At 65.6% G+C, this 22,352-nt stretch carries 22 protein-coding genes and 1 pseudogene; 7 read left to right on the plus strand and 16 right to left on the minus strand.

Features of this window, described 5'->3' with window-relative positions; all coding sequences use genetic code 11:
* Positions 1–151: 151 nt before the first annotated feature.
* The 4 genes and pseudogenes from HW466_RS09525 to HW466_RS09540 all read right to left on the minus strand — a co-directional run bounded on the left by HW466_RS09525 (position 152) and on the right by HW466_RS09540 (position 4,465).
* Positions 152–1,093: a TraB/GumN family protein gene (locus HW466_RS09525; protein WP_151003851.1), complete on the minus strand. Its 942-nt coding sequence runs from the start codon at positions 1,091–1,093 to the stop codon at positions 152–154.
* A gap of 115 nt (positions 1,094–1,208) precedes the next feature.
* Positions 1,209–1,502, minus strand: a complete 294-nt coding sequence (locus tag HW466_RS09530; protein ID WP_151003849.1) for a glycine zipper domain-containing protein — start codon at positions 1,500–1,502, stop codon at positions 1,209–1,211.
* Positions 1,503–2,159: 657 nt separating this feature from the next.
* Positions 2,160–3,649, minus strand: a pseudogene (locus tag HW466_RS09535) (ISNCY family transposase).
* Positions 3,650–3,976: 327 nt separating this feature from the next.
* Complete coding sequence (locus HW466_RS09540; RefSeq protein WP_059771298.1) at positions 3,977–4,465, minus strand: aminoacyl-tRNA deacylase; 489 nt, start codon at positions 4,463–4,465, stop codon at positions 3,977–3,979.
* A gap of 467 nt (positions 4,466–4,932) precedes the next feature.
* Here HW466_RS09540 and HW466_RS09545 point away from each other — a divergent pair, with 467 nt between their 5' ends.
* Positions 4,933–5,220, plus strand: coding sequence for a YciI-like protein (locus HW466_RS09545; RefSeq protein WP_059451388.1), 288 nt, complete (start codon positions 4,933–4,935; stop codon positions 5,218–5,220).
* A 12-nt stretch (positions 5,221–5,232) separates the two neighbouring features.
* Here HW466_RS09545 and corA read toward each other — a convergent pair whose 3' ends face one another.
* The gene (gene corA, locus HW466_RS09550; RefSeq protein ID WP_060260805.1) at positions 5,233–6,210 is read right to left on the minus strand and encodes a magnesium/cobalt transporter CorA; all 978 of its coding nucleotides are present in this window, start codon (positions 6,208–6,210) and stop codon (positions 5,233–5,235) included.
* Between the two features lie 181 nt (positions 6,211–6,391).
* Between corA and cydX the strand changes: the two genes are divergently transcribed.
* Positions 6,392–6,538 (plus strand): cytochrome bd-I oxidase subunit CydX, encoded by a 147-nt coding sequence (gene cydX, locus HW466_RS09555; protein ID WP_081053246.1) that lies wholly within the window; start codon positions 6,392–6,394, stop codon positions 6,536–6,538.
* Positions 6,535–7,152: a P-loop nucleotide/nucleoside kinase family protein gene (locus HW466_RS09560; protein ID WP_151003847.1), complete on the plus strand. Its 618-nt coding sequence runs from the start codon at positions 6,535–6,537 to the stop codon at positions 7,150–7,152. The genes cydX and HW466_RS09560 overlap by 4 nt, the downstream gene beginning before the upstream one ends.
* 118 nt (positions 7,153–7,270) lie before the next feature.
* Here the strand turns inward: HW466_RS09560 and HW466_RS09565 are convergent, their stop codons facing one another.
* Positions 7,271–8,371, minus strand: coding sequence for a saccharopine dehydrogenase family protein (locus HW466_RS09565; protein WP_059451390.1), 1,101 nt, complete (start codon positions 8,369–8,371; stop codon positions 7,271–7,273).
* A 457-nt stretch (positions 8,372–8,828) separates the two neighbouring features.
* Positions 8,829–9,293, minus strand: a complete 465-nt coding sequence (locus HW466_RS09570; RefSeq protein ID WP_006481526.1) for an Lrp/AsnC family transcriptional regulator — start codon at positions 9,291–9,293, stop codon at positions 8,829–8,831.
* Positions 9,294–9,629: 336 nt separating this feature from the next.
* On the opposite strand from HW466_RS09570, the gene HW466_RS09575 reads away from it, so the two are divergent.
* Both HW466_RS09575 and HW466_RS09580 read left to right on the plus strand, forming a co-directional pair.
* Positions 9,630–10,154, plus strand: a complete 525-nt coding sequence (locus HW466_RS09575) for a Spy/CpxP family protein refolding chaperone (protein WP_059502112.1) — start codon at positions 9,630–9,632, stop codon at positions 10,152–10,154.
* A gap of 130 nt (positions 10,155–10,284) precedes the next feature.
* On the plus strand, positions 10,285–10,716 hold the full coding sequence (locus HW466_RS09580; RefSeq protein WP_063549492.1) for a PGDYG domain-containing protein: 432 nt from the start codon (positions 10,285–10,287) through the stop codon (positions 10,714–10,716).
* A 52-nt stretch (positions 10,717–10,768) separates the two neighbouring features.
* On the opposite strand, the gene HW466_RS09585 is transcribed toward HW466_RS09580, so the two are convergent.
* The 8 genes from HW466_RS09585 to HW466_RS09620 all read right to left on the minus strand — a co-directional run bounded on the left by HW466_RS09585 (position 10,769) and on the right by HW466_RS09620 (position 18,566).
* Positions 10,769–11,131, minus strand: a complete 363-nt coding sequence (locus tag HW466_RS09585; RefSeq protein ID WP_151006924.1) for a DUF3022 domain-containing protein — start codon at positions 11,129–11,131, stop codon at positions 10,769–10,771.
* A 13-nt stretch (positions 11,132–11,144) separates the two neighbouring features.
* Positions 11,145–11,933 (minus strand): YhfC family intramembrane metalloprotease, encoded by a 789-nt coding sequence (locus tag HW466_RS09590; protein ID WP_151006923.1) that lies wholly within the window; start codon positions 11,931–11,933, stop codon positions 11,145–11,147.
* A 54-nt stretch (positions 11,934–11,987) separates the two neighbouring features.
* Positions 11,988–13,031: a LacI family DNA-binding transcriptional regulator gene (locus HW466_RS09595; protein WP_059502116.1), complete on the minus strand. Its 1,044-nt coding sequence runs from the start codon at positions 13,029–13,031 to the stop codon at positions 11,988–11,990.
* A 322-nt stretch (positions 13,032–13,353) separates the two neighbouring features.
* Positions 13,354–14,319, minus strand: a complete 966-nt coding sequence (locus tag HW466_RS09600; RefSeq protein WP_151006458.1) for an NAD(P)-dependent oxidoreductase — start codon at positions 14,317–14,319, stop codon at positions 13,354–13,356.
* A 5-nt stretch (positions 14,320–14,324) separates the two neighbouring features.
* Positions 14,325–15,605 carry an MFS transporter gene (locus tag HW466_RS09605; protein WP_151006457.1) on the minus strand — a complete coding sequence of 427 codons (1,281 nt, stop codon included), beginning with the start codon at positions 15,603–15,605 and terminating at the stop codon, positions 14,325–14,327.
* Between the two features lie 109 nt (positions 15,606–15,714).
* Positions 15,715–16,707: a sugar kinase gene (locus HW466_RS09610; protein WP_151006456.1), complete on the minus strand. Its 993-nt coding sequence runs from the start codon at positions 16,705–16,707 to the stop codon at positions 15,715–15,717.
* A 28-nt stretch (positions 16,708–16,735) separates the two neighbouring features.
* The gene (locus tag HW466_RS09615) at positions 16,736–17,500 is read right to left on the minus strand and encodes a sugar phosphate isomerase/epimerase family protein (RefSeq protein ID WP_174905806.1); all 765 of its coding nucleotides are present in this window, start codon (positions 17,498–17,500) and stop codon (positions 16,736–16,738) included.
* Positions 17,501–17,672: 172 nt separating this feature from the next.
* The gene (locus HW466_RS09620) at positions 17,673–18,566 is read right to left on the minus strand and encodes a LysR family transcriptional regulator (protein WP_147956317.1); all 894 of its coding nucleotides are present in this window, start codon (positions 18,564–18,566) and stop codon (positions 17,673–17,675) included.
* 111 nt (positions 18,567–18,677) lie between these two features.
* Here HW466_RS09620 and HW466_RS09625 point away from each other — a divergent pair, with 111 nt between their 5' ends.
* Both HW466_RS09625 and HW466_RS09630 read left to right on the plus strand, forming a co-directional pair.
* Entirely contained in the window at positions 18,678–19,754 is a 1,077-nt protein-coding gene (locus tag HW466_RS09625) for a YeiH family protein (RefSeq protein ID WP_151006465.1), read from the plus strand.
* A gap of 115 nt (positions 19,755–19,869) precedes the next feature.
* Positions 19,870–21,603 carry a ClcB-like voltage-gated chloride channel protein gene (locus tag HW466_RS09630; protein WP_196483220.1) on the plus strand — a complete coding sequence of 578 codons (1,734 nt, stop codon included), beginning with the start codon at positions 19,870–19,872 and terminating at the stop codon, positions 21,601–21,603.
* 82 nt (positions 21,604–21,685) lie between these two features.
* Here the strand turns inward: HW466_RS09630 and HW466_RS09635 are convergent, their stop codons facing one another.
* Positions 21,686–22,306, minus strand: coding sequence for a TetR/AcrR family transcriptional regulator (locus HW466_RS09635; RefSeq protein WP_059451402.1), 621 nt, complete (start codon positions 22,304–22,306; stop codon positions 21,686–21,688).
* Positions 22,307–22,352: the final 46 nt, after the last annotated feature.

Raw genomic sequence — 22,352 nt, forward strand, 5'->3', positions numbered from 1 at the left:
CGTATGCCTCGCCCACTTCGACTGCCCAAGTCGGCCGCTTTCGGATAGATGCCGTACGCCAGACGTAATGAGATACGCCAGCACACCGATGACGAGGGCAGAGAGAATCGAGTGTTTGTCCATGTTCGAAATTTTTCCGGTTGAGCTAGTCTCAGGCGGCGTCGATGACGAATCCTCTAGCCAAAAGGAGGGCCAGCAGACCACTGGGCCCATTGAAGTGATTGAATCCAACCGCGACCACAAATGGAGCTGCTGCAGGCGATCGCGCTTCTGCCAGAATCCGGTCGGCGAATCGGCGGTTTCTCTGATTCAACATCTTTTCGTTGACAATCTTGTCGACTTGGGGAGGGTAGGGGTCGAGCGTGGCAATCTCGCGACCAAGACGCTCGACGTCTCCCGCCATCCACGCTCGCGCGATGCGTGTCAATGCGGTATTGGTTTGAGTCGCGGTTGCATTCTGCTCAAGATAGCCGCGTAGCATTGCGTCTTGAGTTTCCTCGGGAAACGAATCGAACATCACAAACTGCTGCTCGATGCTTTCAAAGCTTTCGACCGGAACGTGGTCGCGGCGCGCTTCTGTCACGATTTTTGCTTCAACGCTTGTCAGTTTGCCGAGCTCCGCATTTCGCTTCTCGATGTCCTGAAGCAGGATCGATATGGCCCAGGGCTTCAATTTTTTGAGTTTCTCCACCGGAACCTCGACCGTGTTGGCTCGTACGACAAGCAGCGCGGCGGTCTGCGCAGTCAGATGGTTGAATACGTCGTCGTCATCGGGATAACGGCAGTGACTTATGGCGTTCGCCCGATCGACTGCGTCGTTAGGATCAGCTTCGATAAATACTTTCGACGAGGTGGCGATTTTTTCGACAATACGAGGTGGAAGTCGCTCGTAACGAGGAAGAACGTGAATTGTTGGAATGAGGTTGACCGCGATCCCTGTTTCCGAGACAGCTTTCCAGACGATCCCATTATTTGATGAAGATGACTTCGACATTGACGGATCGTCTTGCAATGCAGCGTCGACACTGGGAGCAATAGCATTGATCATCACGGGAATCACCAGTCTCACGAAATCACGGCGGGAAGTCGGCATGCGCAATCCACCCGTAGCAGCACGGCAATCGAGGCCAACTCTCGAGTCGGCTTCGTTCGACAAATTAGTACCGCGGGTCTTGGCGAACGCCAGCCCGCGGCCCGATTTCTAGCGGTTAATCGCCGCCGCCATCTCCACCACCATCGCCACCGTCACCTCCGTCCCCACCGTCGCTGGAACCGTCATCGCCCGAGCTATCGTTGGTGTCGCCACTGACAGCATCGCCGATAGCTTCACCGACTGCCTCCCCGGCAATGGCGCCCACCGCGCTACCGACCGCTGCGCCAACCGGACCACCGACTTCGCCGCCGACGAGCCCACCGACAGCAGCACCAACTGCGTTGCCGACATCACCGGCAGACACGCCACCACTCGGGATTGCAAGTTCGTTGTCATTCAGGAGTCTCATGATTGAAAATCTCCATTTAGTAGAGTTTATTAACCGAACGCCCGCCAAAACAGTTCGGTGAAAATGCAGCCCCGGGAAAATTCGCGCACGTCTGCGGCTGATCCACTGCATTCAACCCGCATCAAGTCGTGATGCTTGTTTTGCAGGCCGACCGAGGGTAACAAATGTCCAAATGGAAATCCATTCTATATTCCTTTCACAATATTGAGATTATTTATACTTCAGAAAGAAAATAATCACAAACATGAAAGAATATTTTTATGCTGCAACATGGACTCTGGTGTGAAACTGTTAAATTTAACAATTATTTCCTAAAACTCCACCGGAATAAGGGGTGAAAATCCCATATATTGGGTGATAGGGCTTTTTTAGTGTTTCCAAAAAAGCGGGAATCCTATATTTCTCGCGCACCGAAAGTTTTCAGCAGGCAACCACCCTGTCCTTGTAAATTGCGGGGGAATGCGAAAGTGTTGGCGTCGGTGCCCGTGACCAACTCGCTCAATCGCTTCTCCTTGACCGAGCGCTCCTGCAACGTAACGTGTGCTCGCCCGACTCGCCGCGTGGCCGGAGTGCGTCACACGATGTCCACCTTCCAGCCATTTAAAAATGTCCGGTTTTAAGGTTGGTTTTGCAGCGCCTCTTTCTTCGCTTTAACCGTTACGCAGTGTCGAAGGTCGGCGCCTGAACGGGCAGGGCGCTTACGCTCGCTTCCTCAGCTTTTGCAGACCGACGGCCAGGTTTGTCCGCTGACTTGGCGGTTTGACGACGTTGCGCCAGATCGACGATCACATGCTCGACGTCGGCCTGTGTGATCTTGCGTTGCTTCTTCTTACCCGGCTCGGCCTCGTTTCGGTTGGTCCGCGTCGAGTCGCCACGATGCGTTCGAGACGGCGCTTTACCGATTCGGCGGTTATCGCGTTGCGCCTGAAGCGCTTGCGCGACCTGCAACACATGGCTCAAACGCTTGTGCTCGACGACGGCACCCTGATCGATTTCAGCCAAACGATCGTACTGCCGGCAGCGCAGCACGCGATCGTCAGCACGGAGTTCGATCCGTCCATCCGGGTACTCCCACACCTCGATCTGCCGGTCGATCAACTTCCTGTTCTCCGGCGTGTCGTCCAGCAGGTACATCACCCGGTCGTACTGTACCGTCAGCGACTTCGTCACTTTCCGCGGCTCGCGCCACGTCAGCGCCATGTCCAGACTTTCGTCGGGCCGCAGCGGCCGGTGTGCATTGAAGTCGCTCTTCGGCGGCTTCGCGAAGCGTGTGTTGTAGGCGGCCATGAAGGAGGGCGCGTAAGCGTTGGCGTCGGCCACCGTGTTGATCCCACGCAATCGCATCTCCTTGACCAGCCGATCCTGCAACGTCAGATGCGCGCGCTCGACGCGGCCCTTGGCCGAGCTGCTGTTCGCGCAGAACGTGTCGATGTTCAGCTCGTACATCGCGCGGCCGAACGGCGTCACACGGTTACCGGTTTTTCCTGGCTTCACGTTGCGGAATACGCTGGCCTTGTCGCTGTAGAACGCCCCAGTTTGCCGTGCCGTTCGATGTATGCCCGTGTTGCCTCGAAGTAGCTGAAGGTCGATTCGGTCTGCGTGAAGTGCAGCATCATCAGCCGGCTCGTCGCGTCGTCCACGTAGACCAGCAGCGTGCAGGCCGGCGCCCGTTCCTCGAACCATCGATGATCGCTGCCGTCGATCTGGATCAGTTCGCCCAGACACGCCCGGCGCGCACGCGGCTGATAGACCTTCGGCGGTCGTTGCCGACGCGGAATCCATAACCCAGCCTCCGTCATCAGTTTCCTGACCGTCTCCTTGGCCAGCCGAATGCCGTGACACTCCCAGAGCTTCTCGCAGGCCAGTGTCGGCCCGAAATCGGCGTAGCGATCACGGATGATCGACAGCGCCCGGTCAGCGACTCCTGGATCCAGCCGGTTGTTGCTGGGCTTCGCATACCGTCCCGACACAAGACCTTGAGGTCCGTGTTCCCGCAATCTGGCGACCAGTCGGCGAACCTGCCGGCTCGTCAGTTCCAGCCGTTCCGCCGCGCGCCACGGCTTGAGCTTGCCGTCCGCCACGTCCTGTATGACCTTGAATCGGTCCAGTTCGCGCATCGTCATCGTGATCCGTTCCGTTGCAGCCATCGCAGCCTCCGGCGCTGGATTGCCAGCGGTCGGTCAGCTTACGACGGGTCGAAAAACGGACATCTGAACTTAGCCAAAAGCGGACATTTGAACTTAGCTGCTACAGTCAAAATCTGCGCTAATTATGATTATGTCAAATATGAAATTCACCCAAACACTCCACTGAAATCCTGAACCGACGCCACCAAAATCCCGCCTCACGGCCGCTCGCAGCCCGACGCCAGCGTGATCCCGCACCCACGGGCAAAACCGACGACACGCAATTTCCCCGACGGCCCGCCCGCAAGACTCCGTCTCCAACCGCCGCAAGCAAACCGACACTAACGCTCAAGACAACCACATCCCCTGCATCTTGTGCGAGAAATGCGCGCGCTCGGCCGTCTCCATCAGCGACAGGAATTCGTCCTGCGTCATGTGGATCAGCGCTTCATGATCGCCGGCCTCGAAATACACTTCCGGCTGCTGCGCGAGATGTTCCTCGAGGAACGTCTTCATCCCGTACGCCATGCACACCGGCGGCAATGCACCGAGGTCGCAATCCTTGAACAGTTCGCGCAGTTCCATCTCCTTGGCGAGCACGAGATGGCGGCCGGTCTTGACCCAGAGGTCCGACAGGCGCACCGCGTGCGATGTCGGCAGCACGGCGGCGACGTAGCCTTCGTCGTCCTCGAGCAACACTGTTTTCGCGAGGCGGTCGCCGGGAATGTGCGCGGCGGCGGCCGTCTCCATGCTGGTATGGCTATACGGGTGGTACACGACTTCGTACCGCGATGACTTCTGGCGCAGGCAATCCTGCAGGGTGGCTGATACTGGCATGGCACACCTCGTCTGGACGAATCGGATGACCGAAGCTCACTCCGGATTCGTTCAGCATAGGTCGCATTGCGGCCAATGGAAATGCCAGAGCACGGTGCCCGCACGGATGGCCGCCGCTGGCTTGCGCCCCTTTTCCGATCGATGCGGACGCCCTCGCCGGCATGCGAAACCGGGACCTGGAATATGCACGAGGCATGCTGGTCCCCCGGGCCTTTCCTGAAGACAAAAAGAGCGGCAACCACTCGGGACCGACGGCTGCAAACCCATGCGACGGCGGATTCACGCCAGACCGTTAGTTGCATTTTAGGGAGGTGCGTGATGATTCAAAAATCATCGACATTGGCCGCCCGGAATCCGCGGGCCAAGCGCCGACAAAGCCATCGCATACCGCCCCGACAAAGGTCGCACCGCGCCCTATACTGAGCCAACCGCCCGCGATCCTGCGGCGGCCGACTCCGGGAGCGACCATGCATTACCAGTTGATCTACGAACTCGTCGACGATTATCTGTCCCGGCGCGAGCAGTACCGCGCCGAACACCTCGCGCTCGCACAGGCCGCAACCGAGCGCGGCGAGCTCATGCTCGCCGGCGCCCTGCAGGATCCAGCCGACCGCGCCGTGCTTGTCTTCGAAGGAGACTCGCCGGAAGCCGCCGAATCGTTCGCCCGCGCCGATCCGTACGTGCAGCACGGCCTCGTCAAATCCTGGTGTGTGCGCCCGTGGCGCGTCGTGGTCGGCAAGCACGCGCCGCGCTAATGGCGCTCGCGACTACAGCCACCCCGCCCGCTTGAAGCGCCACCACAAAGCGAGATCGGCGACGACCATCACCCCGATGCAGCCGTAGAAGCCGTACTTGAGGTGCAGTTCGGGCATGTTCGCGAAGTTCATCCCGTAGATGCCGGCGATCATCGTCGGTATCGCGAACAGCGCGGCGAACGAGCCGAGCCGCTTGGTCACTTCGTTTTCGGCGAGCGAAATCATTCCGAGGTTGACCTGGATCGCGGTCACGACCATCTCGCGCCGCCCTTCGATCGTCTTCACGATCCGCTGCAGATGGTCGTACACGTCGCGAAAGTAATGCTCCATCCCGCTGCACACTTGCGGGATGCGTCCGCCGGTGAGCTTCGCTAGCGGCTCGATCAGCGGCGCCGTGTGCTGGTACAGCATCACGAGCCGGCGTTTCAGCGAATAGAGATCCTCGATGATCGCGCGCGACGACGCGGGCGAGGTCTTCGTGAAGATGCGGTCCTCGAGTTCCTCGAGCTCGTTGCCGAGCGTCTCGAGGATCGGGAAATAGCGGTCGACGACCTGATCCATCAACGCATAGAACACGAACGCCGACCCTTCCTGCAGCAGATGCGGCTCGCGCTCGCAGCGCTTGCGCACGTCGCGGAAGTCCTGCTCGGTATGATTGCGGATCGACAGCACGTAGTTCGGCCCGACGAACACGTTCAGCTCGCCGACCTTGAATTCGCCGTCGTCGTCGAGCTCGACCATATGCAGCACCGCGAACAGCGAATCGCCGTACTCCTCGATCTTCGGCCGCTGGTGCCCCTTGCGGGCATCCTCGAGCGCGAGCTCGTGCAGCCCGAATTCCTCGCCCATCAGCTCGATCTCGTCCGGTGTCGGGTCCTTCAGCGCGACCCACACGAAACACTCGGGCTTCGACACGTAGTCGCTGATGGCGTCGATATCGATTTCGGCCAGCTTGCGGCCGTCCTGGTATGCAGCACAGTTGATCAGCATGTTGTCCGTCATGTTGCCGTTTTCGCATCAGTTTACCGGTTTGAAGCGCGGGCGGCCCGGCTTGCGCGACACGCCGATATTGGTCATGATCGGACTGCGTGCACCGCGGCACGCGCACGGCATCGCTTCGACAGACACGCACGGCACGCCCGTGCGGTCCAACCGTCAAGGAGACAGACCCATGTGGTATTTCTCGTGGATACTCGGCATCGGCGTGGCGCTCGGCTTCGGCATCATCAACGCGATGTGGCTGGAGGCGGAAGTCTTCTCGCGCGGCGACAAGCGCGCCGCCACATCGCGAACGGATCCGGGGAGCCGGCATTCGTGACGCACCTGGTGTTCTTCTGCGGTCATGCCGGCACCGGCAAGACCACGCTCGCGAAGCGGCTGATCGGGCCGCTGATGCGCGCGACCGGCGAAGCATTCTGCCTGCTCGACAAGGACACGCTCTACGGCCGCTACAGCTCGGCCGCGATGGGCGCCCTCACCTCCGATCCGAACGATCGCGACAGCCCGCTCTACCTGAAGCACCTGCGGGACCCCGAGTACCAGGGCCTGCTCGACACGGCCCGCGAGAACCTCGCGCTCGGCATCGGCGTGCTCGTGGTCGGCCCGCTGTCGCGCGAAGTGCGGGATCGCCGCATCCTCGACCGCAGGTGGCTCGGCATCGGGCCGGAGGTCGCGTTGACGGTCGTGTGGGTTCATACCGCGGAAGACGTCGCGCGCCAGCGGATCGTCGCGCGCGGCAATCCGAACGACGCATACAAGCTCGCGCACTGGGACGAATACCGGCAACGCCGCTTCGTGCCGACCGGCCGCGAGTGCGACGGCATCGTGATGTTCGACAACACCGCGCCGTCCGACGCGGACATCGATGCGCTGCTGCGCCGCATCGCACCGCACACGCCGCAGTCGACGATCGTCCCGCCCTTGCCCGCCTGAGCGGCGCGCATCTCCCTGCTCTTGCCTGCCGCCATGCGCTTCGACGCGCGCAAAAAACAACGCCGGAAGCGCTGTTGCGCTCCCGGCGTCGTACGGCCCTCGTGCCTTAGACCCGTCGTCAGGCGACTTCGTGCACGCGCTCCATCGTGCCGCCTTCGTACAGCTTGCCGAAACGGTTCGCGAGGAACGCCTTCAGCGACACCTTTTCCTGCGGGATGAAACCGTTCTGCGGCAGCTTCTTTTCGCGGAACAGATCCAGCACCGCGCACATCGCGCCGGCCGTCGTGATCTGGATCGCGCTCATGTGCATTCCGCACACGTCCTTCGCGAAGATCTTGCGCGTGAACACGTCCTGCACGAGCTGGCCATCCTTCACGCCCGTCACCGTGACGAACACGAGCACGACGTCCTGCTTCGTCGACGGCACCGCGCGGCGCATGATCGACTTCAGCGTGTCGCGATCGCTCGACAGGCGCAGGTCCTCGAGGAGGAACTGCACAAGTTCGCGATGGCCCGGATAGCGCACCGACTTGTAGTCGAGCGTCTCGACCTTGCCCGACAGCGTCTCGCACAGCGTGCCAAGGCCGCCCGACGTGTTGAACGCTTCGTATTCGGTGCCGTCGAGCGAGAAGTGCTCGAGGCCTTCGAGCGGCTGCACCCACTGCTTGCGGCCGTCGCGGATCGCTTCGCACGGCTGGCAGTATTCGTTGATCAGACCGTCGACACTCCACGTCAGGTTGTACTTCAGCGCGTTGGTCGGATACTCGGGCAGCGCGCCCACGCGCATCTTCACGTCGCGCACCTCGCTGAAGCCGTTCACGAGTTCGTGCGCGGCGATGCCGATGAAGCCCGGCGCGAGGCCGCACTGCGGCATGAACGCACGATCCGAACCTTCCGCCAGTTCGCGGATCGCGTGAGTCGCGCGCACGTCTTCGGTCAGGTCGAAGTAATGGACGCCGGCAGCCTTGGCCGCTGCGGCAACGTTGACCGCGAGGTAGTACGGCAGCGCGTTGACGAGCGCATCGAAGCCCTTCACGGCTTCGCGGATCGCATTGGCGTCGGCCGAATCGACACGCTGCGTCGCGATGCCTTCACGCGACAGCTTGGCGAGCGCATCCGCGTCGCGGTCGAACGCGACCACTTCGTAGTCGCCCGTTTCACGCAGCATGTGAGCAATGGTGTGACCGATCAGACCTGCGCCGACGATGGCGATTTTCATGCGCTTATCTCCTGATGATGAGTTTGGTGTTGGTGTACGGCGTCGAGCCATGAACACAGTTTAGGGACGCTCAAAATCAGTTCCAAGACGAAGAATGATGCGAAACGACCGTTTAATTCGACGATATGACGACGCATTTCGTCACAATGACCAGATCATCTAAAAATCGCGTATATGGCGGGTCGGAAACGGACAGCGACGAGCGCGTTTGGATGGGTAGGCAGGAAGGAACGATCACGCAACGCGGGACATGCGCCGGCAAATCAATCGTTGCGCGCGCCCAGCCCGGCATCCGGCGCAACGCGCTCGCGGGCAGATCGGCGACGCAATGCTCCACCACGCAGCGTGCGCCGGCGGCGGACATCAAGGAAAGGGAAAGAAAGAGAAAACTGCGCGATGAAGCGAATCGCGCTGCGGCGTCACGCGCCACACCCGCGGCGACACCGCATGCGACGCATCATCCGCCGATCGTGCCGCGATCGATCTTGCGCGACAGGATGATCGACGTCGTCGTGCGCTCGACGCCTTCGAGCGTGCCGATCTGATCGAGCAGATCGTTGAGCCGCTCCGGCGAATCCGCACGCAGCCACGCGACGTAGTCGTATTCGCCGCTCACCGCGCACAACAGCTGCACCTCGGGCATCCGGTCGAGCTTGCGCAACACGTCCTTGCCGAACTTGGGCGTCAGGATGATGCCGACGTACGCATAAATGCTTGCATCGAGCACGTCCTGCCCGAGTCGCACGCTATATCCGGCAATTACGTTGGTGCGCTCGAGCCGCGCGATGCGCGCGACGACCGTCGTGCGTGCGACGTCGAGCTGTCGCGCGAGATCGGCGACGCTTGCGCGCGCATCGGCTTGCAGCAGCGCGACGAGTTGCCGGTCGAGGTCGTCGAGTTGGTCGAGGCGAGGTGGACGCATGAGGCTGGGCCGGCGAGCATCGCACCGGCGAAGTGGAACGTGACGCGATGATAGCGCCGAACGCCGGTGCGCCCAATCGGCATCGCACGGTCGCGGGCCCGCGCATTCGCATCGCCCGCCTCGTTCGCGTGCGGCGGCCGACGTGTCGATCGAACGCCGTCGACGGTGGCCAGCCGCCATGTCCCTTTCAATTTCGATTCGTTTCGGATGTAAGCAAGTGTCGCTTTCGCTGCCGCACGATACGCAACGTGCTACTAATAACGGGCGACACGAGTTGCGCGCTCGCGGCATCGGCCGCCGCGCCCGCTCGCACGACACCACCCCGGAGAGCCAACCATGAAGAAGATCTCGCTCACCCTCGCCACGCTCGCCGTTGCGGCCAGCGCATTCGCGCAAACTCCGCCGCAACCGCAGACGCCCGCGTCTGCCCCGAGCGCCGAACAGCGCGCGGCGCGCCACGAAGCGCGCATCGAGCAGCGCATCCAATACCTGCACGACCAGTTGAAGATCACGTCGGCGCAGGAGCCGCAATGGAAGACGTTCGCCGACACGATGCGTGAAAACGGCGACACGATGGGCCGCCTCTACCGCGCGCGAATGGAAAGCCGCAACGTGTCCGCCGTCGACGACATGAAGCAGTACGCGGAGCTCGCGCAGGCGAACGCGGATGGCGCGAAAAAACTCGCCGACGCATTCGCGCCGCTGTACGACAGCTTCCCGGCCGACCAGAAGGCACTCGCCGACACGACGTTCCGCAGCTGGCTGCATCATGGCGGCGAACACCGAGGCAAGGGCAAGACGGGGAGCAAGGAAGGCAAGGCAGCCGCCGCGCCGGCCGCCAGCGCGCCCGCGCAACCCTGACGCGCCCCGCGCCGGCGTCGCGCTGCCCGTCGGGGCCGAACGGCGTCGCGCATCCCGCAGGAACCCGGCGAGCCACACGGCACGCCGGATTCGGGATAAGCTCCCGCCTTTTCCCGCACTTCCCGCTGCCATGCTCGAACTCAAGCACATCGATCTGCGTACCGACCCGCAGGCCCGTCGCGTCGTGAAGGACGAAACCGTCACGGTCGCATTCGCGCAGGCCGACGGCGAACTGATGAGCCTCGAAGGCCCGAACCGCTATGTCGCGGGCGACGCGCTGATCACCGGCTCGACCGGCGACCGCTGGGTCGTGTCGCGCGCACGCTTCGATGCGAAGTACCTGCCCGCCGATGACGCACTCGCGCACGGTGCGCCGGGCGCCTACCGCAACCGCCCGGCCGTCGTGCTCGCCCGCCGGATGGACGAACCGTTCACGATCGCCCGCTCGGAAAACGGCGACACGCTGCGCGGCGTCGCCGGTGACTGGGTGATGCAGTATGCGCCCGGCGACTACGGCGTCGTCCAGGCGCAGCGTTTCGCGCAGGTCTATCGCGACGCGTAACGCGTAACGCGAGACGCCGGCATCGCGCCGGCGCGCGCGTTCACGTCGACATTCAGGCGAAGTCTTCGTCGAGCTCGAGCTCCGCTTCACGCTCGACGGCCTCGCCGGCTGCGTGCCGCTCCTCGAGCGAGCCCAGCATCGCTTCCGCATACGCATGCAGCACCGCATGGCTGCGGGCGCGCTGCATCGGCCTGAGCGCCAGATAGCGCGCCAGCGCGGCCGGCACGATGCGGATGTCGAGCGTCATCCGTTTCGGCGTGGATCCGAAACGCATCGCGAGCCACTGCACGGACAGGAAACGCCCGCGTTCGTCGCTGCTTTCGACAAAACGCGTCTGCTCCGGAAAGAGATCGCAGATCACGCGCGAGAGCGCGTCGAATTCGGCGCTCTGGCAGTCGATCAGATAGTCGTCCATTCCGCCTCTCCCGTCAGGCCGCCGCACGCGGCGACCGGCACGTCTTCACCAGCACGGCGACCAGGATCGCGGCCAGCATGAAATACACGGCCTCGAGCCATCCGGCAGGCAGCACGCGCACCTGATACAGCAGCGCCGGCGCGACCGCGAGCGCATGCAGCACGATCGCGAGCGGCAGCACGCCCGCGCGGCCGGCGCGCACGCCGCGCCAGACCAGCACCGACAGCGCGAGTTGCACCACGAACGCCGAGCAACGCTCGAGCAGCAACAGCAGCATCGACTGCGCCGACAGCGTCGCCAGCATCACGTGCAGCCTCACGACGGTATCGCCCGGCAGGTCCGCGAGCTGCGTCTCGAGCTGGCCGCGGCTCGCGAGCCATGCCAGATACGACCACTGGCCCCATACGAGCACGCCGACGAACCAGGCTTCGGCGCCGGCATGGCCGATTCCGTAGCCGATACCGCGCCCGTCGCCGGCCGACGCACCGTAGCGGCGGTTCAGGAACCGGATCCCGAGATAGCGGCCGAGCTCCTCGAACACGGCGGTCGCGAGTGCGCTGTACGCGACGAACGCGAGCGGCTGCGTGAGCCAGCCGCCGGCGGGCGTCTGGCTCAGCACGAGGCCGTGAAATGCACGTTCGACGATCATCGCGAACAGCGTGAAGACGGCGACCCCGACAATCGTGTCGCGGCGGTCGAGCGAGAGTGGCTTGCGCAGGAAGCGGAACAGAACGAACGGCAGTAGCGCGATGATCAGCGTGGCAGCGATCAGCACCGCCAGCGTGACGGGAGCGACAGTCATGAATTTCCTTGTTCGAGGCAGCGCACCTGACGCGCTGCGTGCCCCGAATGATACTCAGCTTGCGGTCGACGCGCGCGCGATCAGCTCGCCCGGCAGCAACGCGACGCGCACGTCGCCCACCGCGCCGTCGATGCGCTCGTGCACGAATTCGACGGCCTTGTAGCCGATCTCGTAGGTCGGCTGGCGAATCGTCGTGATGCCGATCAGCTCGGCCCACTCCGGATCGTCGATCGACAGCAGCGCGGCCTTTTCCTGCCACGCCGCGCCGAACCGCGCGCGCAGATGGCGCGCGATCGCGAGCGCGACCGGCGCGTTCGCGGCGAACAGTGCGGCACGCACGCCGCGCCGCGTGGCGTCGTCGATGCGCGCGTCGAGGTCGGCCAGCGCCGCCCCGACCGCGGCGGGCTCGTTCAGGTCGAGCACGACCGTCGGCGGCACCGGCAGCCCGCGCGCGCCGAGCGCCGCGCGGAACGCGGCCTCGCGCAGGCGCCGCGAGCTCACACGTTCGAACGGCTGCACGACGAAATGGACCGCGTCGAAGCCGCTCGCGACCAGATGGGCGATCGCCGTCTCGATCGCGTCGGTATTGTCGAGGCCGATCAGGTCGGCCTCGAAGCCCTCGACCGTCCGGTCGACGAGCACCGCCGGAATGCCGGCGCCGCGCAGCGGGCGCAACACGTCTTCCTCCGCGCCGAGCGCGTTGACGATCAGCCCCTCGACCCGGTACGTCGTGAGCAGCTGCAGGAAGCGCCGCTCCATCTCGACCTCGTTGGCCGCGTGACAGATGAGCGGCATGTAGCCGAGCGCGTGGCACGCGGCCTCGACGCCTTGCAGCACTTCGACGGTGTACGGATTGGTCAGGTCGGCCGCGAGCATGCCGAGCAGCCGGTTGCGGCCGCGCTTCAGCCCGCGCGCCATCTGGTTCGGCCGATAGTTCAGACGCGCGATCGCCGTCTCGATCCGCTGGCGCAGATCGGCGGACAGCACGTGCGTCTCGCCGTTCAGATAGCGCGAAACGCTGGTCTTGCCCGTGCCGGCTTCGCGGGCGACGTCGCTGATCGTCGCCGGACGCTGCGTGGAAGGTTGCGAATCGCTCAAGTCGTGCCTCGCGACGTACGATCCGCGCCGCTTCGTGTGCGGACGGACCTTTGTTGTTGGATACGGAAGCCACCCGGCGGACGCCGCCGCTTCCCTGCTTCGCGGTCGATCGAAGCCGGCGCATTCGCGCCCGCCCCGCTCGCCCGAGCCGCACGGCGATCGGCCGCGCCGGACCTGGCACGGATGCCCGCCGCCGGACGCCGCCGGCCGCGCGGCCGGTTCGTCGATGCGACGAGCGGGCGATCATAACGCAGCCTGCCCTCGCGCACCAAGATCATCGCCTCTAACCCGGCCGGCGCCCCAGCCGGCCGATCGCCGCCGCTCAGCCGCGCACGAGCGCGTCGGGATTCACGAGGTTCGTGCGCAGCGTGCCGGCCAGCGCGCCGATCAGGTTTTCCGCGGCGCAGCGCGCCATCGCATGGCGCGTCTCGTGCGTCGCCGAACCGATGTGCGGCAGCGCGACGACGTTGCTCATCCGCAGCAAAGGCGAATCCGCCGCCAGCGGCTCCTTCTCGAACACGTCGAGCCCCGCGCCGCGAATCGTGCCCGCCTGAAGCGCCTCGATCAGCGCGGCCTCATCCACCACCGGGCCGCGCGATGCGTTGATCAGGATCGCGCCGCGCTTCATCTTCGCGAATTCGGCCGCGCCGATCAGGTGATGCGTTTGCGGCGACAGCGGCACCTGCAGGCACACGAAATCCGACTGCGCGAGGAGTTCGTCGAGCGACACGCGACGGGCGCCGTACCGAGCCTCGGCTTCGGCATGCGCGGAACGATTCGTGTACAGCACCTGCATCCGGAAGCCGAGCGCCGCGCGGCGCGCGACCGCGCCGCCGATCCGCCCGAGCCCGACGATGCCGAGCGTCTTGCCCTGCACGTCGGTGCCGTACAGGTCCGGGCCGATGCTGCGGTGCCAGTTGCCGGCCTTCACCCACTCCGCCAGTTCGACCACGCGCCGCGCGGACGCGAGGATCAGCGAGAACACGGTATCGGCGGTCGATTCCGTCAACACGTCCGGCGTATGCGCGAGCACGATGCCGCGCCGCGTGAGATCCGCGACGTCGAAGTTGTCGTAGCCGACCGAGATCGTCGACCAGGCCTTCAGGCGCGGCGCGCGATCGAGCATCTGCGGCGTGACCTTCAGGCTCGCACCGATCGCGCCGTCCGCGTCGCCGAGGGCATCGGCAAGCGCGTCGGCGCCGTCGGCCTGCACGACGTCCGCCTGCTCGCGCAGATACGCGAGCACGTCATCGGGCAGCGGCTTGTACGCGACGATACGAGGCTTCATTGTTTTCATTTTCCTTGCAGCGGCGTCGCGAGCGGGTGCGCATCGCGCGCCTGGGGTTTGACGGACAGCGTGAGGATCACCGCGGCCACCAGCGCGGCGCTCATGAACGCGTACGATGCGACGGGCGAGCCGGTCGCGCCGTTCAGGTAGCCGACGAAATACGAGCCGACGAACGAGCCGAGCGCGCCCATGCTGTTGATCAGCGCCATCGCGCCGCCGGCGACATTCTTCGGCAGCAGTTCGGGGACGATCGCGAAGAACGGGCCGTACGGCGCGTACATCGCGGCGCCCGCGACGACCAGCAGCGCATACGAGATCCAGAAATGCGACGAGCCGAGCGCATAGGACGCCGCGAACGCGGCCGCGCCGATCAGCAGGAACGGCCACACGAAGCCACGGCGCGAACCGACCTTGTCGGACGCCCACGACGCGGCGAGCATCGCGATCGTCGCCGCGAGATACGGCAGCGCCGACAGCCAGCCGGTCGCGACCATCCCGAGCTCGGAGCCGTTCTTGACGATCGACGGCAGCCACAGCACGAAGCCGTACACGCCGATGCTCCAGCAGAAGTACTGCGCGCACAGCTTGATCACGGCCGGCGAGCGGAACGCCTCGCCGTAGTTGCGCACGGGCTTGATCGCCGCCTGTTCGGCCGCGAGCGCCGCGTCGAGGTCGCGCTTTTCCTCGGCGGTGAGCCACGGCGAATCGGCCGGCTTGTCCTGCACGAGGAACCACCAGCACACGGCCCAGACGATGGCCGGCACGCCTTCGGCGATGAACATGTGGCGCCAGCCGAATTCGTGCACCAGATAGCCCGACACGATCGACATCCACAGCACGGTGACCGGGTTGCCGAGAATCAGGAACGTGTTCGCCCGCGAGCGTTCGTTCTTCGTGAACCAGTTGCTGATGTAGATCAGCATCGCGGGCATCACGGCCGCTTCGACCACGCCGAGCACGAAGCGGATCGCCATCAGCGACGGAATGTTGGTGACCACGCCCGTGAGCGCCGCGCAGGCGCCCCAGAGCACGAGGCTCGCGAACACGAGCTTCTTGACGCTGCGGCGCTCCGCATAGATCGCGCCCGGAATCTGGAAGAAGAAGTAGCCGAGGAAGAACAGCGCGCCGATCAGCGACGACAGGCCCTTGCTGATCCCGAGGTCCTGGTTGATGCCGGCCGCGGCCGCGAACCCGTAGTTCGCGCGGTCGAGGTAAGCGAGGCTGTAGGTGATGAAAACGATCGGCATGATCGTCCACCAGCGTCGGGCTGCGAGCGTGTTGGCCATGAGAATGTCTCCTGTGTCGGAACGAACGCGTCGGCGCGTGTCCCGGTTCCTTGCGTTGCCGTGCGCGTGCACGACGAAATGGTCCGCGGATTGTGCCGTGTCCGGCCTCTCATTGCGCGGTGACGGTTTCCTCTACGCGATCGACGCCATTGCTGACGTTTTCGAGCCGATCGAGTGCGTCGCGGGTCGGCAAGCCTTCCGAATCGCCGATCACCTGGATCGCGAGCGCGCCGATGCGGTTGCCGCGCGCGACCGCCTGCTCGATGGAACGCCCTTCCAGCAGCGCGCTGACCACGCCGACCGCGAAGCCGTCGCCGGCGCCGACCGTGTCGACCACGTTGGCGACGCGCTCGCCCGCGACCGTGCCTCCGCGGCCGTCGGCCGTGCGGAAGTACGCGCCGTCGGCACCCAGCTTGATCACGACGCCGCGCGCACCCTGTGCGAGGTAGAAGCCCGCGATATCGGCCGGCGTATCGTGCCCGGTGAGCTGCTGCCCTTCGGCGAGGCCCGGCAGCACCCAGTCGGCAAACGCCGCGAGCGCGTTCAGCGTCTTCGCCATCACGTCGGCGGACGGCCACAGCGTCGGGCGCAGGTTCGGATCGAAGGAGATCGTCTTGCCCGCCGCGCGCATCTCGCGCGCCAGCTGAAACGCGAGTTCGCACGACGTCGCGGAAATCGCCGGCGCGACGCCAGTCAGATGCAGGTGGCGCGCGCCGAGCACGTAGTCGGCCACGTAGTCGTCGCACGACAGGTGGCTCGCGGCCGAACCCTTGCGGAAATATTCGACGGTCGGGTCGCTGCCGTCGTCGTTGCGCGACTTCAGCTGGAAGCCGGTCGGATAGCGCGGATCGACGGTCACGCACGACGCGTCGATGCCTTCGCGCGCGAGCGTGTCGAGCACGTAACCGCCGAACGAATCGCGGCCCACCCGGCTCATCCAGCCGACCCGGAAGCCGAGCCGCGACAGGCCGATCGCGACGTTCAGGTCCGCGCCCGCGATCCGTTTCGTGAATTGCGACGCGTGCGCGAGGTGACCGGGCTCGGCGGCGACGAACATCGCCATCGCTTCGCCGTAGGTCACGACATCGAGTGCTGCCTTCATGAGTGAATTCCTCCGTATCCGTCCTGCTTCACGCGGCGGCGAGCCACGCCACGCGCCGGCCGGCGTCGCCCGCCAGGTCGGCGGCATCGAACGGAAATTCGATACCGCGCGGCGCCGCTTGCGGCAGGGCCGCGAGCACGCCGGTGACGAGCGGGTCGCCCGACGCCGGCGCCACCGCGAAACGGCGCGCGCCATCGCCCGCGACTGCCTTGCAATGAATGTATTCCACGTGCGGCGCGAGCGCGTGCGCGCACGCGAGCGGCGCTTCGCCCGGCCACTGCCAGTTGCCGATGTCGAACGTCATGCCGAGCGCATCGGGCACGCCCGCTTGCGTCAGCGCGGCGAACAGCCCGCTGAATTGAGCCAGCGCGCCGCCGACCGGCAGTTGGCCGTTCTCGACCACCACGCGGGCACGCGCGCCGCGCGACAGCGCGACGATCTCCGATGCATGCGCGTCGCCGGCGAAGCCGCCGAGCTGGAACTTGACGAAGCGCGCGCCGAGCGCGTCGGCTTCGACGAGCGTGTCGCGCAACGCGTCGGCATCGAGCGCGCCGGTTTCCGTGTACAGCGTGGCCGGCGTCGAATAGACCGACCACAGCCCGTGCGCGGCCAATGCCTTGCCGAGTTCGGCGAGCGCGGCGGGCGTCGCGTCATCGTCCGACACGAACAGCTCGCGCCGCACCTCGAACCCGGCCGCGCCGGCTGCGGCCGCGGTCGCGATGAATGCCCGGTGGCCCTCCTGGCGCACGCGGTCGATCCCGAATGCGCTCGCCACGATCACGATGTCTGCCATTTCTGCCCTTTTTTACCGGAATGGAACCGGTTCCATTTGCTTGAGACGGATGGTGCGCTTCGCGTTCGGTACGCGCCATAGAGGAAATCCCTAGGACGGGCCGCTGCATGAATACGCGGCCCCTATACGTGCCCCACGCACATGCCTCCCGCGTTCCCGGCCCCGCAGGCGCCTATTCGTCGCGGTGCGCGACGCACATGTCGAGAAACCGGGCCGCCACCCGCGACGGCGCGGCGCCATGCGGCACGAGGATCGAGAAATGACGCGTAAGCGGCGCGGGGGCCAGCGAGCGCGGCACGAGCGCCGCGTCCTCGTGACGCAGCGACATCGCGGACACGAACCCGACGCCCATCCCGGCGCGCACGGCCTCCTTCACCGCTTCGACGCCCGCGATCTCGAACGCGACGCGCATCGGCGCGCCGCCATGCGCGAACGCGCGTTCGACGAGCTGGCGCACGCCGGAGCCCTCCTCGCGCAGCACGAGCGGATGGGCGGCCAGCGCGTCGAGCGTGACGCCGGTTTCGTATTCGGGCGCGGCGAGCGGATGGCCGGCCGGCACGACCGCGACGATCTCGTCCTCGTGCCACGCGTGCACCGCGGTGCCGGGCGGCAGCGCCTCGCCGGGCGGCCCTTCGATCATCGCGATGTCGAGCGACGCGAGCGCGGCCACCACGTCGGCCGTGTTGCCGCTCATCGTGTGGATCGCCACGCGCGGCACGCGCGGCTGGAACGCCGCGATCAGGTAGGGCAGCAGGTAGCTGGCGGGCGTCGTGCTCGCGCCGATGCGCAGCGTGCCGGCATCGAGCCCGCGCACCGCGTCGCGAAACGCGCGCGCCTGCGCGAACGTATCGCGCTGCGCGTACGCGTACTGCGCGAGCTGTTCGCCGACGGGCGTCAGGCGGATGCCGCGGCCCTCGCGCTGGTACAGCGGCTCGCCGAACTCGTCCTGCAGCAGGCGCAGCTGGCCCGACACGGCCGGCTGCGACAGATGCAGCGCCACGGCAGCGCGGCTGATGTTCAGGTGTTCGGCGACAGCCGCGAACGTTATCAGTTGATCCGGGGTCATGGAGATGAATTATCGGCTTTCCGGATAGTTTACGTCACAAATCACAATTTCTCATATCGATATAACCAAATTAGGATTAGGCCATCGCAACCCGTTTCATCACGGTGCCCCATGTCCACTGCTCCGACTCCCCAGCTCCACCACGCCGCGCCGTCGATGCGCGGCCAGTTGAACGGCGTGTTGTTCGTCGCGCTGTTCGCCGCCGCCGTCACCAGCCTGTCGCAACTTCCGGCAATCGCTGGGCTCGGCCTGTCGCCGCTAATCGTCGGCATCGTCGCGGGCGCGCTGTACGGCAATGCGCTGCGCGATGGAATGCCCGCGAGCTGGGCGGCCGGCGTCAACTTTTCCGCGCGCAAGCTGCTGCGCATCGCGGTCGCGTTCTTCGGCCTGCGCGTGAGCCTGCAGGAAATCGCGCAGGTCGGGCTGCCGGGCCTGACGGCGTCGGTGCTGGTCGTCGTGAGCACGCTTGCGATTGGCACCTGGGTCGGCATGAAGGTGATGAAGCTCGATCGCGACGCGGCGCTGCTGACCGCCGCCGGCAGCGCGATCTGCGGCGCAGCCGCCGTGCTCGCGTTCGAGTCGACGCTGCAGTCCAAGCCGCACCAGAGCGCGATGGCCGTGGGCAGCGTGGTGCTGTTCGGCACGCTGTCGATGTTCCTCTACCCGCTCGCGTATCACGCCGGCCTGCTCAATCTCGACGCGAACGGCCTCGGCCTGTTCTTCGGCGGCACGATCCACGAGGTCGCGCAGGTGGTCGGCGCGGCGAGCGACATCAGCCCGCAGGTCACGCACGTTGCGACGATCGTGAAGATGACCCGCGTGATGCTGCTGGTGCCGGTGCTGCTCGCGCTCGGCTGGTGGCTCGCCCGCGCCGCCCGCTCGACCGACGCGAGCGCCGGCGGCACGCAAGGCAAGCGCAAGGTGGCGGTGCCGTGGTTCGCGCTCGGCTTCCTCGGCTTCGTGATCGTCAATTCGCTGAACGTGCTGCCCGCCGACGTCACCCACACGCTGAACGTGCTCGACACCTTCGCGCTGACGATGGCGATGACCGCGCTCGGCATCGAGACCCGCGTATCGCAGATTCGCGAAGCCGGCCCGCGCGCGCTGACCACCGGCCTAATCCTGTACGTCTGGCTGATCGCCGGCGGCTACGCGATCACCTGGGCCGTGCAGCACTGGCTTGGCTGAGCCGCGCATCCACGCCGCGACACGCGCCGCGCCCGACGGGAAGGTCCCGCGGGCGCGGCGCAGTGCTATGCTTCGCGTCGTTTTCCTTCGTCCTCTTCATCACCCACTTTCAGCCGTGCTCTCGTTCCTGCTGAAGCTGCGCACCCGCGCCCAGACGCTGTTCCGCCTGTCGGACGCCCACACGATGCTGATCTGGTCGGCCATCGTCGGCGTCGGCGGCGCCTTCGCCACCATGGGCTTTCGCGAAGGCATCGACCTGATGCAGCGCCTGATCTCCGGGCACAGCGGCAGCTTCGTGCAGATGGCGAGAAGCCTGCCGTGGTACGTGCGCTTCTGGATGCCGGCCGCCGGCGGCTTCCTGGCCGGCTGCGTGCTGCTGCTCGCGACGCGCGGCGTCCGGAAATCCGGCAACACCGATTACATGGAAGCCGTCGCGCTCGGCGACGGCGTCGTGCCGGTACGGCAGAGCCTGTGGCGCAGCGTATCGTCGCTGCTGACGATCGGCAGCGGCGGCTCGATCGGCCGCGAAGGGCCGATGGTGCAGCTTGCCGCGCTCGCCGCGTCGCTGGTCGGCCGCTTCGTGCACTTCGACCCGCCGCGCCTGCGCCTGCTCGTCGCGTGCGGTGCGGCGGCCGGCATTACGTCCGCGTACAACGCGCCGATCGCCGGCGCGTTTTTCGTCTCCGAGATCGTGCTCGGCACGATCGCGATGGAGAGCTTCGGGCCGATGGTCGTCGCCTCCGTCGTCGCGAACATCGTGATGCGCGAGTTCGCCGGCTACCGGCCGCCGTACGAGATGCCGGTATTCCCCGCCGTGACGGGCCCCGAGGTGCTGCTGTTCGTCGTGCTCGGCGCGCTGTGCGGCGTGCTCGCGCCGCAGTTCCTGCACCTGCTCGATGCGTCAAAGAACCAGTTCAAGCGCCTGCCCGTGCCGCTGCCGGTGCGGCTCGCGCTCGGCGGGCTCGTAGTGGGCGTGATCTCGGTGTGGATTCCCGACGTATGGGGCAACGGCTACAGCGTGGTGAACCACATCCTGCATTCGCCGTGGACCTGGCAGGCGCTCGTCGCGGTGCTGGTGTTCAAGGTAATCGCGACCGCCGCGACGGCCGGCTCGGGCGCGGTCGGCGGCGTGTTCACGCCGACGCTGTTCGTCGGCGCCGTATTCGGCTCGCTGTTCGGGCTCGCGATGAATGCGCTCTGGCCCGGCCACACGTCCGCGTATTTCGCCTATGCGATGGTCGGCATGGGTGCGTTCATGGCCGGCGCCACGCAGGCGCCGCTGATGGCGATCCTGATGATCTTCGAGATGACGCTCAGTTATCAGGTCGTGCTGCCGCTGCTGGTGTCGTGCGTGTTCGCGTATTTCGTCGCGCGCGCGACCGGCACGACGTCGATGTACGAGATCACGCTGCGCCACCACCAGGATGCGCAGGAACGGCTGCGGCTGCGCACCACCCAGATGCGCGAGCTGATCCAGCCCGCGCAGACGGTCGTGCCACTCACCGCGAGCGTCACCGACATGACGCGTGTGTTTCTCGAGTATCCGGTGAAGTATCTGTACGTGACCGACGACGCCGGGCGCTTTCGCGGCGCGGTCGCGTTGAAGGACATCACGTCGGACCTGCTCGAGAAGCGCGACACGACCGACAAGACGGCGGCGCACTACGCGCACACGCCGTTTCCGCTGCTCACGCCCGACATGCCGCTCGCGACCGCACTCGAACGCTTCATGGCATTCCAGGGCGAACGGCTGCCGGTGATCGAAAGCGAGGCCGAGCCGACGCTCGCGGGCGTCGTGTACAAAACGTCGCTGCTCGACGCATACCGGCGGATGACCGGCGAGCGCTGACCGATGCGGCGTGCGGCACGCGATACGGCGTCGCCGCAGCGTCGCGCGCGGCGCCACCCGGCGCCGAGCGCCACCGGCTCGTTCAGTCCGGCGCGCGCCCGAGCACGACCCGTGCGAAGAACCCCGCGAGCACCGCTTCGGCGACGTCGGCCGACACGTGCTGCGGATCGGCCGTGTAGTACGACTGCACGCCGTCGCACAGGCACATCAGCCCGAACGCGAGCGTGTCGGCCGGCAGCAGCAGCGGCGTGCCCGCGCGCTCGGCGAAGCGCTGGATGAATTCGGCCATCTGCAAGCGCTTGCCGTGCAGGAACTGGTTGAAACGCACGCGAAACTTCGCGTCGCGCGCCGCCTGCAGCTTCGCCTCGCCCCACAGCAGCGAATATTCGTCGTCGCGAAAGAGCGTCCGGTAGTACGCGAGCGCCATCGACTCCATCTGTTCGCGCGGCCCGCCTTCCTCGAAGATCGCCTCGAAATCGGCACGCACCGAATCATGGTCGCGCTCGAGCAGCTCGAGCAGCAGTTCCGACTTGCTGCGGAAATTCGAGTAGAACGCGCCGCGCGTGTAGCCGGCCGCCGCCGCGATGTCCTCGACGCTCGCGGCGACATAGCCTTTCTTCATAAAAATGCGGTGCGCGGCAGTCAGCAGACGTTCGCGCGTCTGGTCCCTGCTCTGCTCGCGAGTTAAGCGCTGTGGTTTCATGGCGCGCAGTCTAGCACCAACTCCCTTTCGAATTCATCTTTGCATT

This window comes from Burkholderia territorii (assembly GCF_902833055.1).
Lineage (GTDB): Bacteria > Pseudomonadota > Gammaproteobacteria > Burkholderiales > Burkholderiaceae > Burkholderia > Burkholderia territorii.